Source organism: Trebonia sp. (assembly GCF_049794275.1).
Classification (GTDB): Bacteria; Actinomycetota; Actinomycetes; order Streptosporangiales; family Streptosporangiaceae; genus Trebonia.
In genome coordinates, this window is sequence record NZ_JBARCR010001010.1 from 1 (window position 1) to 15,611 (window position 15,611).

A 15,611-nucleotide genomic window follows, 5' to 3' on the forward strand; every position below is an offset into this window, starting at 1 on the left:
GCCTGATGACCGCGGGTGCGCAGCAGGTGCTGGAGGTCGGCGCCGGCCTGGGGACGATGGTGGCCCGTCTGCTGGACTGGGGCGTTGTCGGCGCCGGCGAGTACATCCTGCTGGATGCGGATCGGCAGCTGCTGGATCGCTCGCGCCGGTGGCTGCGCGATTGGGCGGCCGCGCGAGGCCTGCGCACCGACCTGCTGCCGGATGGGCTGCAGGTGGGTGATCTGCGGGTGCGCCTGGTGCACGCCGAGCTCGGCAGTTACCTGGAGGCCGCTCACGGGGCGCGGACCGATGTGCTGATCGCCAACGCCGTCCTGGACCTGGTGGACGTGCCGGCCGTCGTGCCCGGATTGTTGCGGTTGCTGGTCCCCGGCGGCGTCTACTGGTTCACGATCAACTACGACGGCGAGACCATCTTCGAGCCGGGTCATCCGCTCGACGACCAGGTCATGCGGGCGTACCACCGTGACATGGACGAGCGCGTCCGCTACGGCCGGCCGGCCGGGGAAAGCCGGACAGGCCGACTCCTGTTTCACCACCTGCGGTATGCGAGGGCGCCCGCGCTGGCGGCGGGGTCGTCGGACTGGGTCGTGCACCCAGCCTGGGACGGGAACTACCCGGCCGATGAGGCTTACTTCCTGCGCAAGATCCTCGATACGATCCGGGACGCGTTGCGTGATCGCCCGGATTGGGTGGAACCGGCGGACCTGGCCGACTGGCTGGCCGTGCGCTGTCGGCAGCTGGCTGCGGGCGATCTGGTCTACATCGCTCACCAGCTTGACTTCGCGGGCCGCTCGCCGGGTTAGCGGATCCGGCCACTAGGCCGCCTTCTGTCGTAGTAAGAGTGTTGAAAGATGTGTCCAAGCCAATCCGTAGAACCTGCTCAATCCGTAGTACCTACTATGGCCAGGGTGTCCTCAGATCCGGTCCGGACTGGTCGGGTCCTCCGCCGCCTCGGCTTGCCGTTGCTGCGACTTGCCACAGCCGTCACCGTGCTGTGGTTTCTCTGGCGGCAGTTGGGCTCGGCACCGTTCAAGGACGGGCTGCGCGCGGTCACCTGGCCGGCGATCGTGGCTGCCGTCACGCTCACTGCCCTGACCACGGTGTGTTCGGCCTGGCGATGGCGGGTCGCCGCCCAAGCGCTCGGCATGGGCATTGGTTTGCCAGCCGCAGTCCGCTCCTACTACCGCTCCCTGTTCCTCAACTCCGTGCTCATCGGCGGGGTTCTCGGCGACGTGCACCGGGCCGTCACGCACGGCCGGCGCAGCGGAGACGTGGTACTGGGGCTGCGAGCGGTGGCGTGGGAACGGCTGTGCGGCCAGGTCATCCAGGCCGTGGTGACCGTCGTGGTGTTGCTGACCCTGACCTCGCCGGTCCGGCCGGCGCTGCCGTATGTTCTCGCAGGTGTCGCGGGTGTCGCGGGTGCAGCCGGGTGTGCTGCGCTGGTCGCGAGGCACACTGATCGCCGCGGCCGGTCCCGGCTGACTCGCGCCGTGCGGGCCGTTGCCGATGACCTGCGCCACGGCATACTGGCCCCGCACGTGTGGCCCCAGCTCGCGCTGTCCTCGGTGCTGGTCGTCGCCGGGCACACGGCCACGTTCGTCATCGCGGCCCGGGTCGCCGGCAGCACCGCACCCCTGGGCGAACTGCTCGTGCTGTTGATGGTGGTCCAGACTGCAACGGTGATCCCCCTTGGTATCGGCGGGTGGGGGCTAAGGGAAGGAGTCGCCGCCTGGGCCTTCGCCGCGGCCGGGCTCGGCGCGGCCACCGGGATCACGATCACCACTCTCTATGCGGTACTCATGCTGATCGCGGTTGCCCCGGGCGCTGGCCTGCTGGTGGGAGACGCCGTTCGCCGCCGTCGCGACCAGGGACAATCGGGCGAGTCGAGACGACCCGATCCGGCGCCGCGGGCGTTGGAGGTCGTTCGTGATTGACCGGCCATACCTGGCGGCCGGCCTCGGCACGCCGCTGACGGCGCCCTCGACCTGGCGCGAGGCCGAACGGCTCGTCCCGTGACCGAAGCAGTCCAGGCGGCAGCGATCCGCAGGCGTATTCGCATCCCGTTGCGCTTCGCTGACGGCTATTCATCCGCTGCCACCGTCGTCAGCTTCGTCGGCCTGATCGATGCTCAGCAGCACGTGGCCCTGGAACTTGGTCGGCCCGCCGCGGCCGCGCTGCCGCTGGTGCGCCTGCACAGTGAATGCCTCACCGGTGACGTATTCGGCAGCCAGCGGTGCGACTGCGGGCCGCAACTGCGCGAAGCGGTCGAGCGGATCACCAAGCACGGCGGCTATGTGCTGTATCTGCGTCAGGAAGGGCGCGGCATCGGACTGTACGACAAACTCGACGCCTATGCGCTGCAAGATCGTGGTCTGGATACCTACGACGCGAATCTAGCGCTCGGTCACCAGGCCGACGAGCGCGACTACACCAGCGCGGCCCAGATGCTGCACGCGCTCGGCGCCGACCGCATCGCGCTGCTGAGCAACAACCCGGACAAGGGTACTCAGCTGGCCCGTCTGGGCATCACGATCGCCAGCCGAGTCCCCACCGCGCTGCACCTTACCGGGGCCAACGCCGCCTACCTGGCCACCAAGGCCCAGCGTGGCGGGCATGATCTGCTGTCGCGGAGTTTTGACCACGCTGGCAGGCCGCGCCGGCCCACCGGTCCGCTCGCCGGTCCCGCAGACCTGGGGTTCGAGGCCTGATGACAGACGTCCTCAAGCATCCACCGCCTGCCACCGTGCCAGCCGCTCCTGCAGCACGTACGACGGCGGCCACCCTGTTGACGGTGGTGTTCGAGCTCCCATTCCAGCCGCACCGCGGGTGGATCCCACTCCGGCGGGCGATGTCGGCCCGGCTACACAGATGGAGGCGCGATGCGTGCGATTCGCCCGGCGGATGAAAGCGCGGCGGATGAAAGCGCGGCGGATGAAAGCGCGGCGGATGAAAGCGCGGCGGATGAAAGCGCGGTGCAGGCAACTCGCCCGGTGGTTCAGGGTACGATCCGGCTCGCGGCGATCCTGGGGGTGCTCTCCACAGCCGCTCTGCTCGGCGTCGTGTCCGTCGCCGCCAGTCTCGGCGTCGCTGGCTGGATCGCCGGGCTGGCCGCCGGCTGGGCTGCGACGGCGCTGATCGTCATCGCCCGCCTGCGGAGCGATCAGCCGGAGATATTCCCGGCGGACTGGGTCACCCTGACCCGGGCGGTGTTGTGCGCCGGGGTCGCGGGCCTGGTCGCCGCCTCGTTGTCGCTGGGCCGGCCGGTGTCGAGCACAGCGCTGGTTACCCTTTCCGCCGTCGCGCTAGCGCTCGACGCGGTGGACGGGCAGGTGGCGCGCCGGACCGGCACCGCCACCTCACTGGGCGGCCGTATCGATGGCCAGGTCGACGCCTTCCTCATCCTGCTGCTCAGCATCGTCGTGTCGCAGGCGTATGGCAGCTGGGTGCTGGTCATCGGCGCCGCTCCCTACGCGCTGCTGCTGGCGGGCTGGCTGATCCCGTGGCTGGCCGCGCCGTTGCCACCCCGGTACTGGCGCAAGGTCGTGGCCGCGGTCCAGGGCATCGTGCTCACTATCGCCGCATCCGGACTGGTCGACCGCCGCACCGGGATGATCGCGGTTGCCGCCGCGTTGCTGCTCCTGGCCGAGTCGTTCGGCCACGACGTGATCTGGCTGTACCGCACCGGCGCCGGCCCGCGCACTCGCCTGGCACTGCGGGTGGCCATTGGCGTGCTCGCGATCGCGCTCTTGTGGAGTGACCTCCTTGCGCCCGACCGTGCCTGGCTGTTCACCCCCGCCGCCTTTGCCCGCATCCCCCTGGAGGGGCTGGTCCTGGTTGCTGTCGCGCTGGTGCTGCCCCCCTGGCCGCGACGGATCGTGGCCGCCGTCGCCGGAGTCCTGCTCGGCGTGCTCACCTTCGCCAAGATCCTCAACATAGCCTTTTACGAATTCGACGACCGCGCGTTCAACCCGGTGTTTGACTGGGGCAGCATCGGCTCGGCTCTGGGCGTGATCCGCGACTCGATCGGCCCCACGCTCACAGACGTAGCGCTCGCCGTGCTCGGTCTCGGTCTCATCCTGCTCGCCTGCGCGATCACCGCGGCAACGATTCACATCACCACTGTGGCCGCCCGCCATCGCCGCGCCACGGTTCGCGGCCTCGCTGCACTCACAGCGGTCTGGGCAGTGTGCGCAGGCCTGTCACTGCAACTTGTCCCGGGATCCCCGGTCGCCTCCACCAGCGCCGCCGGGCTGGCCGTCGCGCAGGTGCGCGCCACCCAGGCAGCATTCGCCGACCAGCGCCTTTTCGAGCAGACCATCCACAGCTCCGACCCAGAAGCCCGCGTCCCCGCCTCGGACCTGCTCACCGGACTGCGCGGCAAGGACGTCATCATCGCCTTCGTCGAGAGCTACGGACAGGTTTCGCTCCAGGGCACGACCTTCTCTCCAGGCATCGACGCCGCCGTCCGCCAGGACAACGCATCGCTGGCCAGCGCGGGCTGGTCCACACAGAGCGCCTGGGTTAACGCCCCAAGCTACGGCGGGACCAGTCAACTCGCCCATTCCACCCTGCAGGCGGGGGTGTGGGTCAACAGCACTCAGCGGTATGCCGAGCTCCTCGGCACCAGCCGGTTCACCCTCAGCGACGCCTTTGACAAGGCCGGATGGCACACCGTCAGCGACAGCCCCACTAATGGGGCCTGGCCGCCCGGCAAGTCCTTTTTCCACTACGACCAGCTCCTCAGCCGCTACAACGTTGGCTACCACGGACCGACCTTCAGTTACTCTCCGATGCCCGACCAGTACGCCCTCTCCGCGTTCCAGCGGCTCGAACTTGCCCCCGGCCACAAGCCGGTGATGGCCGAGATCGACCTGACCTCCTCGCACTGGCCGTGGGCCCCGTTGCCGACCATGGTGCCCTGGAACAAGGTTGGCGACGGCTCAATATTCGACCCCATGCCCGCTAAGGGCCCATCCCGGACCACGGTCCAGGGCAACGCCAACCTCGAGCGCCAGTTCTACAGCACGTCGATGCAGTACACGATGCAGGCCCTCACCTCATGGGTCACCGAGCTCAACGACCCAAATCTCGTGCTCATCCTGCTCGGCGATGAGGAACCCGACACCCCCATCAGCACCCCCGGACGTACCAGTCACGAGGTGCCGATCTCGATCATCGCCCACGACCCGTCTGTGTTCCGGCAGATTGCCTCCTGGCGCTGGCAGGACGGGATGCTGCCCAGCAGCTCCGCTCCGCTCGTGCCAATGAACGCCTTCCGTAACCAGTTTCTCGACGCCTTCGGCACGGCCTCGTCCAACGCGGCGTTGGCGCCCGGACTCGCAGCACCCGGAACTGCCCCGGTCAGCGGGACCTCAGGGCGGTGACGCCTTCCCTTCTGACGCGCGGAACCGATAAGACCAGGGCCCGCTGAGTCACGGAAGGTGGCTGGTGTCGTTGACCCGATGGACGGCGGCGAATTCGCGGCCGTGCCATTGGATTTCGTTGATGCAGGCGGAGCCGAGATATAGCCGGTAAAGGGTGCCAAGCGGGACGCCGAGAGCCCGGCAAAGCAGGATTTTGATCGGCGTGATATGGCTTACCATCAGGACGGTCTTGCCGTCGTGGTCCCGCAGCACCCGATCACAGGCCCGGTTTACCCGGTGTGCGGTGGCAGCGAAGCTCTCGCCGCCCGGTGGCGCCTGCTCGGGGTCACGTCGCCAGGCTGCCGCGGCTGCGGGCCAGCGCTGCTGGATTTCTGCCAGGGCGAAGCCATCCCACTCACCAAAGTCGGTTTCACGCAGATCATCGTCGATGACTGCGGTCAAGCCCAGTTCGCCCGCCGCAATGGCGGCGGTGGCGGCAGCGCGCTGCAATGGCGAGCTGACCACCGCGTCGATCGGGGCACCGGTAGCGAGGCGGCAGGCGGCGGCCCGGGCCTGCCGGGTTCCGCTGGCGCTCAGCGGGACGTCGCACAGCCCGCTGAAGCGGTGTTCGGGTGACAGCGGGGTATCGCCGTGCCGCAGCAGGATAGTGGTGGTGGGAGGTGCTGTGGGGTTGTCCCAACCCAGTGTCATTTGGCTGTCCCGCGAGGATGACGAAAGTGTTGTGTCAGGGTTGCGCCTATGAAGTACGAGGTATCGGCCCGTCAGGATTGCCAGGTCGCCCAGGTGAGGCAGGCGTCAGCATCGTGCGTGGTATCCGCCGAACGCGACGGGAGTTTCCCACACCCGCACTGCTAGCCCCTCGCCTCCCGCGGCAGCGACGGCGGGCGCGAGGCTGTCATGCACCCAGCGGGCGAACACCTCAACTGTGACCGCCTCGGCCTCGGCTGGGCGTATCTCCTCCAGGTTGCGGTCTTCGACCTGGCTGGTCAGCTTGGTCAGCGCCGCTTCCAGTACATCCAGATCACAGACCATACCCCGGTCGTCGAGCTGCTCACGGTCCACCACGACCTCAATCCGGTAGTCATGATCATGCAGTTGCCCCTCCGGACCGGGCAGTCCCGGCATGATGTGGAAAGCATGGACGCTTCGGCTCAACCCGACTTCACACGTCACCGGCAGCACTCCTGTCGTAGTCAAGAACGGCATGCATCAGTCCCGGTGTCCCCTTGTCTACGGCTCGGAACGCCTCGGCTGCCTGGCTGAAGGCGAAGACGTGGGTGCACAGCTGTGCCAACGGTAGTTCAGTCAGCAGCTCAATGGTTTCCTGCCTGCGCCGGGACCGGGTCCAGGTCCCGGACAGCCGGGCCGGCACCGTCGAAACCTGAGTGCTGCGGATGATCAGACGCCGCCGGTGGAAGGCGCCGCCCAGCGGCAGGACCACTGGTTTGGTACCGAACCACGATGCGATCAGCAGGGTTCCCTCGTGGGCCAGAATGTTCAGCGCCATGGCTGGCGCATCCGGGTTACCGCTGGCGTCAATGACCAGCGGCACTTTCTGTTCCGCCAGCTCCTCCGGCGCTGCGGCGGTGGCGCCGAGACTGTCGGCCATGTCGCGGCGCCACGGCTGCGGCTCGGCGATCAGAGGACGCCACCCGGAGCGCTGCAACAACAGGGCGGTCAGCAGCCCGAGCACGCCGGCGCCGAGCACGATGACCCGCTCGCGATATCCAGCCCCGGCATCGAGCGTCACCTGCAATGCCGTTTCGACCAGCGGGAACAAGGTGGCGGATGCGGGATCGATGGGAGGCAGCGGAATCAGTTCACTGGCCGGTGCCGCGAAGACGTCCTGGTGCGGATGGAACGCGAAGACCGTCTGGTCGGACTCCGCTACTTGGCCGACGCACGCATAGCCATAGGCGAAGGGATAGGAGAAGGTATCGCTCAGCGCGTCGATCGTGTCGTCCAGCGCCAACTCGGCAGGTACCTCGCCGCGGTACACCAGCCGTTCGGTGCCACCGCTGATGCCAGAGCACAAGGTGCGGACAAGGACCTCACCGGCCGCAGGCTGCGGTGTGGCCAGTTCCCTGATCGCCACGCAGCGCGGCGCGGTATGAAATAGCGCGCGCGCGGGCACGCAGCACATTCTACTCGCCATCAATCCGTGGGTCAGATGGACGTGGTCTGGATCGTCGTCCACAGTCCGTAGACAGCCAGGGCAGCGGCACCGGCCGTCAGCACCCAGGCGGGCACCATCCGGCCGCCGTGCCGGGCGACGAACCTCGGGTAGACGGCGAAGGTGACGAGCTGGCTGAGCCACAGCGCGAACAGCGAGGGCGTGAGCAGCGCATCGTAGATCCGGTCAGGGTTGATGAGCAGCACCGGCGCGGCGGCGACCATGACGGCGCCGATGCCGATGACGACACGGCGCAGCGGCCATGAGGTGACCGCGGCGGTCAGCCGGCTCAGCGCGAGATACTCCACCAGGATGACCCCGGCCACGCTGACCGCTACGCCGATCCCCACGGCGACGGCGAAGCCATGCCCGACGAACCGCTGCGCCACGGCCATCCCGGGGATCGGGGCGTGCATCAGCGCCGGGTCGGCGGCCAGCGGCGCGACGGCGGCGATGATGACGACGACGGTCGCGAGGTAGGCGCCGAGCACGCCGCGCCGCGAGGTGCGGGATGCCTGGCGCAGGTTGCCGCCCAGCTCGCCGCCCATGAAGAACGGCAGACTGCCGCAGATATACAGCAGCGCGGTCTGCCCGCTCGCGATGGCAAGCGACCCGGCCGGCGCGGACCCCACAAAGCTCCCGGACGGAGTCGTGAGGTTCGCTACCGTCGTGCCCGCCAGCGCCGCCGCGAGGGCGAGCTGCCCAGCCGCCAGCAGCCCGATGACCAGCAGCGCCGTGCGGCGGCCTGCGATCATCACGCCCGCGAGCACGACCGGGATGACGATCTCGAGCGGGGTCTGGTACCGCTGCTCGCCGGGCAGCACCGCGGGCAGCGTGTCGTAGACGATCTGGGCCGTGGTGTACACGACGTACAGCAGGTAGCTCAGCGCCCACAAGCCGGCCTGCACCAGGGCGACCCTGCGGCCGGCCGCAGCCTCGGTGAATGAGTACAAGCCGCCGGAGCTGCTCACGTGCCGGGCGTAACCCAGCCAGATCGCCAGCGGGAAGCCGAACGCCACGGCCGCCGCGACCATCGCCAGCCCCGCAGAGGAGGACGCGCCGGCGGCGATCGACGGCGCGTATAGCGCCGCGAGGGCTAGCGGCCCGCCCAGCGAAGTGACCGCGACTCCGGTGAAACCCCACTGGCCGACCGGCCGGGCCGGCCCGAGGGGAGGTGCCGATACTCCCCCCTCGGGCCGGGTCTGGTGGGTTCCGCTGCCCCTCATCCGGCTCAGGAACGCTGTCATCGCAGTGTCGTGGATCGCCGGGTCAGGACCAGCCGCCGCCCGCGCTCGACGACGTGGGAGTCGCGGCCGGCGCCGGCGAGGTCCCGGACCCGCTCATGGTGAAAGCGCTCACGGCGGAGGTGACGTCGCTGCCGGACGGGGAAACCAGCCACCACTTCGCCCCGAACCCGTCGTTGCCCTGCCCGCTAGCCATTCCCGGGCCGGAATCGCCGGAGAAAAAGTACAGCGGGTGCCCGTCGTAGGTCACCTGCTTGGTGCCGTCCGATCGGGTGATCGTGCTCAGGTCGCTGGACTTTGCTTCGCCGGACGCGGTCACCGTACCGGTGGTCGTCACCGGCGGCCACGCGCCCGCGCACGCCCCCGAGCAGGCTGACATGCCGTTGCTGTCCTTGGTCCACAGGTACACCGCGTGACCCGAGCTATTGGCCAGGAACGTGCCCGCCGACGATGAGACGGTCGTGATGACCGTAGAACCCGAACCGCCGGCGGCGGCGCTCGAGGACGACGCCCCGGCCGGCGAGCTGCTGCCCGCCGCTGCGGTACCGCTGCTTCCGGTGCTGCAGGCCGCCACCAGCAGCGCCACGCCAAAAGCACTGCCCGCCCCGGCGGCCAGCCGGGCCCGCGCCGACATCCGCTTCGCCACAAAGTTCCGCACTGCGTTGCTCTCCCCTCTAGCGCGGCCCGACAGCGCCAGGTTGCGCTTTCAAGTAACTGTCAGCACAATTACGTAGCTGAGCTCCCTGCGGGATTGGATGCCGCGCGCAGCGGACGTGTGATGCTGGCCACGCCGCTCAGGGCCGGTGGCTGGCGAGGAGGGATCCGCGGCACGCAGCCGCTCAGCACGCGCCTCTGACTGGTCCGACGATGAGCCGGAGGTGAAGGACAGGCTGCCGGGCGTCATCGCGGCGCGAGTAGCCTCGCGGGTGTGACCACCGCTCCGATAGTGCTCGTCCCTGGATTCTGGCTCGGTGCCTGGGCGTGGGACGATGTTGTCGCCGCGTTGCGTTCCGACGGCCATGACGTCACCGCGATCACGCTGCCGGGACTGGAGTCCCCGGACACCGACCGGTCGGCGATCACCCTGTCCGACCACATCGAGGCGATCTGCCAGACGGTGACCGCGAAAGGCGCGCCGGTTGTGCTCGCCGTGCACAGCGGGGCAGGTGTTCCTGGCTACGCCGCGAGCGACCGCATTCCCGACCAGCTCGCGGCTATGGTCTACGTCGATTCCGGGCCTGCGGCCCACGCGCTGGACGCCGCCTTCGACGCGACCGAGTTGCCGCTGCCCTCGTGGCCAGAGCTGGAAGCAGGCGGCAGCAGCCTGCAAGGCCTCAGCGGCGAGCAGCTGGCGGCCTTCCGAGAGCGCGCCGTGCCTGAGCCGGGTGCGGCCCTGCGCGAGACGCCGCGGCTGGCTGACGAGCGGCGGGTGGATGTGCCGAGCATCGTGGTGTGCGCGTCGATGTCGTCGAATCAGGTCAAGGCTGCCGTCGAAGCCAATCATCCGTGGGTCGGCGAGCTGGCTGAGCTGCGTGACGTCAGCTACGTCGATCTGCCGACCGGCCACTGGCCGATGTGGTCACGCGCGCGGGAGCTGGCGGTCATCCTTGGCGACGCGGCGCGCCGATCGGCTCGGCACTTAGGCGGCGTGCACGCTTTCCGGGAGGTACCCGATCTGCTTCAGGATCGCGAACCGGTCCTGGACTGTCAGGATCTCAGTGACCTTGCCGTTCTGGAAGTGCCATGCGCCATTTAACTGAACTCAGGCGGGCTTGCCCTGGTCAATCCACTGCTGGAGCTTGTCTACCTGGGAGGCGGGCCACGCTCCGTCGCACGGCATCTTGCCGCTGCGCAGCATGCCGACGATGGCGTCGCATGCTCGACGACATCCGCGTAATCGAACAGGTCGAATGCACGCATCATCGAGTCGCGGTCCTTCTCGCGGAACAGCGGCCTGATGTCGCGGGCGAAGCTGAGTTCGTCGCCTGTACCAGTTGACGTCATGTCGCTTCCTTACGGTCAGCGGAGCCGGTCCACCCCAGTCTTGCCTCTAGCGTGTCGTCGGCGCCACGAGGTATGAGGTAAGAGTTAAGAGATAGCGCAGCCGCACATACGCGACCGTGCTGTTGGGAGGCGTGGCAGTGGGGGCTGACGGTACAGGCGACGGGGCAGCTGCAGGGCTGTCGCGGCCAGCGGCACGGCGTAATTTCTGGGGCTGGGGCCTGGAAGGGGAAGGGCTGGCGGCGAGTGAGGTGGAGCAGCTCGGAGCCGTCTTCGCCGACCGCCTCGGTCTCGCTGACGTGCGGATGCAGGAACCGCCTCGGGTGGAGGAGCTGGATCTGCGCGCGCCACGAGTGGCGCCGCCGGCGTCGCTCGAGGCGGTGTTCAGCGCCGGCCTGTACGACCGGGCCGCGCATACGTACGGCCGGTCGTTCCGCGATCTGGTGCGCGCCTTCCGCCGGGATTACGCGCACGCGCCCGATCTGGTCGCCTTCCCTCGCGACGAGGGCGAGCTGGTGTCGGTACTCGACTGGTGCGGCGATGCCGGGGTCGCGGCGATCCCGTTTGGCGGCGGCTCCAGCGTGGTCGGCGGCGTGGAGCCCGACGTAGGCGACGGCTATCGCGGAGCGGTCAGCGTCGATCTCCGCAATCTGAACGGGGTGCTGGAGGTCGACAGAACCTCGCTGGCCGCGCGGATCGCGGCCGGCACACTCGGTCCGGCGCTGGAGGCCGAGCTGAAGCCGCACGGGCTGACGTTGCGGCACTTCCCGCAGTCATTCGAGTGGTCGACGCTGGGCGGCTGGATCGCGACGCGCTCGGGCGGCCATTTCGCGACGCTGCACACCCATATCGATGAGTTCGTCGAGGCCGTCCGAGTCGTGACGCCGCGCGGTGTCCTGCAGACCAGGCGGCTGCCGGCTTCTGGTGCCGGGCCATCGCCTGAACGGCTGTTCTGCGGCTCAGAAGGCACGCTCGGCGTGATCACCGAGGCCTGGGTGCGCGTGCAGCGACGCCCGAGGTTCCGGGCCGGCGCCTCGGTTTCTTTCGCCGATTTCCGCGATGCGGTGCAGGCGGTCACGGAGATCGCCCAGTCCGGGCTCAATCCGGCTAACTGCCGCCTGCTCGGCCACGATGAGGCGCTGATGTCGGGCAGCGGCGACGGGTCACGTTCCATCCTGGTGCTCGGCTTCGAGTCGGCGGATCACGAGCTGGACCCGTGGCTCGCCCGGGCGCTGGAGATCTGCGGCAGCCACCGCGGCGAGGTGCACGGCGGAGGAAGCGACCCGGCCGCGACCTGGCGGGCGGCGTTCCTGCGCGGCGGGTATCTGCGGGATGGCTTGATCCGGCTTGGGCTGATCAGCGAGACCTTCGAGACCGCAGTTACCTGGGATCGCTTCTGGGAGTTCCACGAGGGGGTGCTGGCGGCCACGAGGCAGGCGGTGCGCGAGGTGTGCGGCGGTGGCGTGGTCTCGTGCCGTTTCGCCTACGTGTATCCGGACGGCCCGGCGCCGTATTACTCGGTCTACGCGCCTGGCCGTCCCGGCCAGGAACTGCGGCAGTGGGACGAGATCAAGGTGGCGGCCGCGGAGGCGATCGCCGCGCTCGGCGGCACGATCACGCATCACCACGCCGTCGGCCGCGACCACCGCCGGTGGTACCTGCGTGAGGTGCCAGGGTTGTTCGCCGACGCGCTCCGTGGCGTCAAGGCCGAACTCGACCCGTCCGGCATCATGAACCCGGGAGTCTTGCTTGAGCCAGGAGCCGTGAGCCGCGGCAGCGAAGGAGGACGGCGATGAGCAAGGTGTACCGCAGCGAGCTCAACCCGGTCGATTTCCTGTCCCGGGCGGCGTACATCTACCCGGAGAAGACCGCGGTCGTGGACGGTGGCCGGCGGTACTCCTACCGGGAGCTGGCGGAGCGGTCGTGGCGGCTGGCTAACGCGCTGCGATCGGCCGGGCTCCGCAAGGGAGACCGGGTCGCCACGCTGCTGTTCAACTCGGCGCCGATGCTGGAGGCGCATTTCGGCGTGCCCGCGGCGGGCGGGGTCCTTGTCGCGGTCAATAACCGGCTGGCCAGCGCGGAGGTCGGCTACATCCTGCGGCACAGCGGCGCGCGGTACCTGCTCCTGGACGCCGGGCTCGAGGCGCTGGCCGCGCCCGCGGACCTGACCGGGGTGACCGTGATCCGCTACGCGGGCACAGCAGGGGCAGGTCCGGCGGATCCGTATGAGGAGTTCCTTGCCGCCGCCTCGCCGGAGATGCCGGCCAGCTGGCTGGAGCACGAAGAAGAGACGATCTCGATCAATTACACCTCCGGCACGACCGGCCGGCCCAAAGGCGTGCAGTACACCTACCGCGGCGCGTACCTGAACGCGCTGAGCGAGGTCATCGTGGGCGGCTTGAGCGCCGACTCGGTGTACTTGTGGACGCTGCCGATGTTCCACTGCAACGGCTGGTGCTTCCCGTGGGCCGTCACCGCGGTGGCGGCGCGCCACGTGACCATGCGGGCGGTGGACCCCGGCCTGGTGTGGGGGCTGATCGACAGTGAGGGCGTGACGCACTACAACGGGGCGCCCACCGTTCAGCTGATGGTGCTGAACCATCCGCGGGCCCATCCACTGGACCGGCCGGTGACCGCGATGGTGGCGGCGGCTCCGCCCTCGCCGACGTTGTTCGCCCGGATGAGCGAGCTGAACTTCCGCGTCGTGCACGTGTACGGCCTGACCGAGACCTACGGACCGGTCACCGTTTGCCCGGAGCAGGACGCCTGGCGTGAGCTCCCCATCGAGCAGCGCGCGAGGTACCTGGCGCGCCAGGGACAGGCCTATCCCACCTCTGACCTGGTCCGGGTCGTCGACGAGCAGATGAACGACGTGCCGCTGGACGGGACGACCATGGGCGAAGTGGTCATGCGCGGGAACAACGTCATGAGCGGCTACTTCGACGACGAGGAGGCCACCGGAAAGGCGTTCGCCGGCGGCTGGTTCCATTCCGGCGACCTCGCCGTGTGGCATCCCGACGGCAACATCGAGCTACGCGACCGCGGCAAGGACATCATCATCTCCGGCGGCGAGAACATCTCCAGCATCGAAGTCGAGCAGGCGATCTGCGCCCACCCCGCCGTGCTGGAGTGCGCGGTCGTCGGGATCCCGCACCCGCACTGGGGCGAGCGGCCCAAGGCGTTCGTCACCCTTAACGAGGGCGCCGCGGCCACGCCCGAAGAGATCATCGCGTTCTGCCGCGACCGGCTGGCCCACTACAAGTGCCCCGACGCGATCACCTTCGGGCCGCTGCCCAAGACATCCACTGGCAAGATCCAGAAGTTCGTCCTGCGCCAGCGGGAATGGGCCGGCCAGGACAAGCAGGTTGGCGGCGTATGACACGGTGAGCGCGCCAGGTGCGCTTGAATCGGTGCGTGGCTAACTACGGTGACTGGCAGTTCGGTATCTATCTCGACGGGCTGAGCGGCAAGCGCCCGGCGTTGCCCATGTCGTACGCGGAACTGGAACGGCAAGCCGAGGAGTGCATGTCGCCGGAGATGTGGTCGTACGTCGCGGGCGGCGCGGGGAACGAACGGACCCAGCGCGCGAATGTGCGGGCCTTTGACGGCTGGGGGCTGATGCCGCGGATGCTCGCCGCCGCGGCGGAGCGGGACTTGTCGGTGGAGCTGTTCGGGCGGCGCCTGGCTACGCCGCTGCTGCTGGCGCCTGTGGGCGTGATCGGGCTGTGCGCCGCCGACGGGCACGGGGACCTGGCATCCGCGCGTGCCGCGGCCGCCATGGGCGTGCCGATGGTCGCCTCCACGTTGTCGCAGGATCCGATGGAGGCCGTGACGGCCGAGTTCGGCGATACTCCTGGGTGGTTCCAGCTTTACCCGCCCGCTGACCGGGAGGTGTGCGAGAGCCTGGTGCGCCGGGCCGAGGCCGCCGGATTCTCGGCCATCGTGATCACGCTGGACACCCTGACACTGGGCTGGCGGCCGCGCGACCTGGCGCTGGCGAGCTTCCCGCAGCTGAAGGGCTTGTGCCTGGCCAATTACACCAGCGACCCTGTCTTCCGCAGCCGCCTCGCCGCGCCGCCAGAGGAGGATATGCAGGCGGCCACCGGCCAGTGGGCGCTGCTGTTCGGCAATCAGCGGCTGTCGTGGGATGACCTGCCCTGGCTGCGGTCACTGACGTCGCTGCCGCTCCTGCTCAAGGGCGTCTGCGCGCCGCAGGACGCGCGCCGGGCGGTCGACGCGGGAATCGACGGCCTGTGGTGCTCGAACCATGGCGGCCGCCAGGCGAACGGGGGCCTGCCGGCCCTGGACTGCCTGCCCGGTGTCGTCGACGCGGCCGGGGCCGTGCCGGTGATTTTCGATTCCGGCGTGCGCAGCGGGGCCGACGTAGCGATCGCGCTCGCGCTCGGCGCGCGGGCGGTGGCCATCGGACGACCGTACGCGTATGGCCTCGCGGTTGGCGGTCAGGCAGGGATTGAGCACGTACTGCGCTGCATGCTCGCCGAACTCGACCTGCTCATGGCCGTTGACGGCTACCCGTCTGTCAGCGCGTTCGACCGCGACGCGGTTCACCGGGTGCGCTGAGTCATCCGCCCGCCGCGTCCTGATCCTCGTTACCCTTGACCACGGGACCGGAAGGAGAAGCCATGATGAACGTGGACCTCACGGGGCAGACCGCCGTGGTGACGGGCGCGAGCCGGGGCATCGGCCTGGCCGTGACGCGCGCCCTGGCCGCCAGCGGCGCCCACGTGGTCGCGGGAGCGCTGCACTCTTCGGCCGAGCTCGCCAAGCTCGCCGCGGACGGGTCTGTCA

General features: G+C 69.2%; 15 protein-coding genes. 10 read left to right on the forward strand and 5 right to left on the reverse strand.

Features of this window, described 5'->3' with window-relative positions; genetic code table 11:
* The 4 genes from WA805_RS25475 to WA805_RS25490 form a co-directional block, all read left to right on the forward strand.
* The coding region (locus tag WA805_RS25475; RefSeq protein WP_425243605.1) for a class I SAM-dependent methyltransferase at nucleotides 1-803 on the forward strand (803 nt) is incomplete at its 5' end.
* A 105-nt stretch (nucleotides 804-908) separates the two neighbouring features.
* Nucleotides 909-1,934: a lysylphosphatidylglycerol synthase transmembrane domain-containing protein gene (locus WA805_RS25480; protein WP_422273291.1), complete on the forward strand. Its 1,026-nt coding sequence runs from the start codon at nucleotides 909-911 to the stop codon at nucleotides 1,932-1,934.
* A gap of 78 nt (nucleotides 1,935-2,012) precedes the next feature.
* The gene (locus WA805_RS25485; RefSeq protein WP_424560047.1) at nucleotides 2,013-2,708 is read left to right on the forward strand and encodes a GTP cyclohydrolase II; all 696 of its coding nucleotides are present in this window, start codon (nucleotides 2,013-2,015) and stop codon (nucleotides 2,706-2,708) included.
* A 282-nt stretch (nucleotides 2,709-2,990) separates the two neighbouring features.
* A complete protein-coding gene (locus WA805_RS25490; protein WP_425243606.1) occupies nucleotides 2,991-5,384 on the forward strand; it encodes a CDP-alcohol phosphatidyltransferase family protein in 2,394 nt (797 codons plus the stop codon).
* Between the two features lie 48 nt (nucleotides 5,385-5,432).
* On the opposite strand, the gene WA805_RS25495 is transcribed toward WA805_RS25490, so the two are convergent.
* The 5 genes from WA805_RS25495 to WA805_RS25515 all read right to left on the reverse strand — a co-directional run bounded on the left by WA805_RS25495 (nucleotide 5,433) and on the right by WA805_RS25515 (nucleotide 9,459).
* Nucleotides 5,433-6,074 carry a histidine phosphatase family protein gene (locus WA805_RS25495; RefSeq protein ID WP_422273285.1) on the reverse strand — a complete coding sequence of 214 codons (642 nt, stop codon included), beginning with the start codon at nucleotides 6,072-6,074 and terminating at the stop codon, nucleotides 5,433-5,435.
* 105 nt (nucleotides 6,075-6,179) lie between these two features.
* Entirely contained in the window at nucleotides 6,180-6,590 is a 411-nt protein-coding gene (locus WA805_RS25500; RefSeq protein ID WP_422322608.1) for a 6-pyruvoyl trahydropterin synthase family protein, read from the reverse strand.
* A complete protein-coding gene (locus tag WA805_RS25505) occupies nucleotides 6,547-7,518 on the reverse strand; it encodes a hypothetical protein (RefSeq protein WP_425243607.1) in 972 nt (323 codons plus the stop codon). Before WA805_RS25505 ends, WA805_RS25500 begins: the two co-directional genes overlap by 44 nt.
* Nucleotides 7,519-7,550: 32 nt before the next feature.
* Complete coding sequence (locus WA805_RS25510) at nucleotides 7,551-8,804, reverse strand: hypothetical protein (protein WP_425243608.1); 1,254 nt, start codon at nucleotides 8,802-8,804, stop codon at nucleotides 7,551-7,553.
* A gap of 22 nt (nucleotides 8,805-8,826) precedes the next feature.
* The gene (locus tag WA805_RS25515) at nucleotides 8,827-9,459 is read right to left on the reverse strand and encodes a hypothetical protein (RefSeq protein WP_422277372.1); all 633 of its coding nucleotides are present in this window, start codon (nucleotides 9,457-9,459) and stop codon (nucleotides 8,827-8,829) included.
* A 270-nt stretch (nucleotides 9,460-9,729) separates the two neighbouring features.
* Here WA805_RS25515 and WA805_RS25520 point away from each other — a divergent pair, with 270 nt between their 5' ends.
* The 6 genes from WA805_RS25520 to WA805_RS25545 all read left to right on the forward strand — a co-directional run.
* Complete coding sequence (locus tag WA805_RS25520; protein WP_425243609.1) at nucleotides 9,730-10,557, forward strand: alpha/beta fold hydrolase; 828 nt, start codon at nucleotides 9,730-9,732, stop codon at nucleotides 10,555-10,557.
* A gap of 119 nt (nucleotides 10,558-10,676) precedes the next feature.
* Nucleotides 10,677-10,799 (forward strand): hypothetical protein, encoded by a 123-nt coding sequence (locus WA805_RS25525; RefSeq protein WP_425243610.1) that lies wholly within the window; start codon nucleotides 10,677-10,679, stop codon nucleotides 10,797-10,799.
* Between the two features lie 254 nt (nucleotides 10,800-11,053).
* Nucleotides 11,054-12,598: an FAD-binding oxidoreductase gene (locus tag WA805_RS25530; RefSeq protein WP_422286210.1), complete on the forward strand. Its 1,545-nt coding sequence runs from the start codon at nucleotides 11,054-11,056 to the stop codon at nucleotides 12,596-12,598.
* On the forward strand, nucleotides 12,595-14,181 hold the full coding sequence (locus WA805_RS25535) for an AMP-binding protein (RefSeq protein WP_425243611.1): 1,587 nt from the start codon (nucleotides 12,595-12,597) through the stop codon (nucleotides 14,179-14,181). Before WA805_RS25530 ends, WA805_RS25535 begins: the two co-directional genes overlap by 4 nt.
* A 35-nt stretch (nucleotides 14,182-14,216) precedes the next feature.
* Nucleotides 14,217-15,383: an alpha-hydroxy-acid oxidizing protein gene (locus WA805_RS25540; protein ID WP_425243612.1), complete on the forward strand. Its 1,167-nt coding sequence runs from the start codon at nucleotides 14,217-14,219 to the stop codon at nucleotides 15,381-15,383.
* Nucleotides 15,384-15,448: 65 nt separating this feature from the next.
* A partial coding sequence (locus tag WA805_RS25545) for an SDR family NAD(P)-dependent oxidoreductase (RefSeq protein WP_425243613.1) occupies nucleotides 15,449-15,611 on the forward strand: 163 nt, incomplete at its 3' end.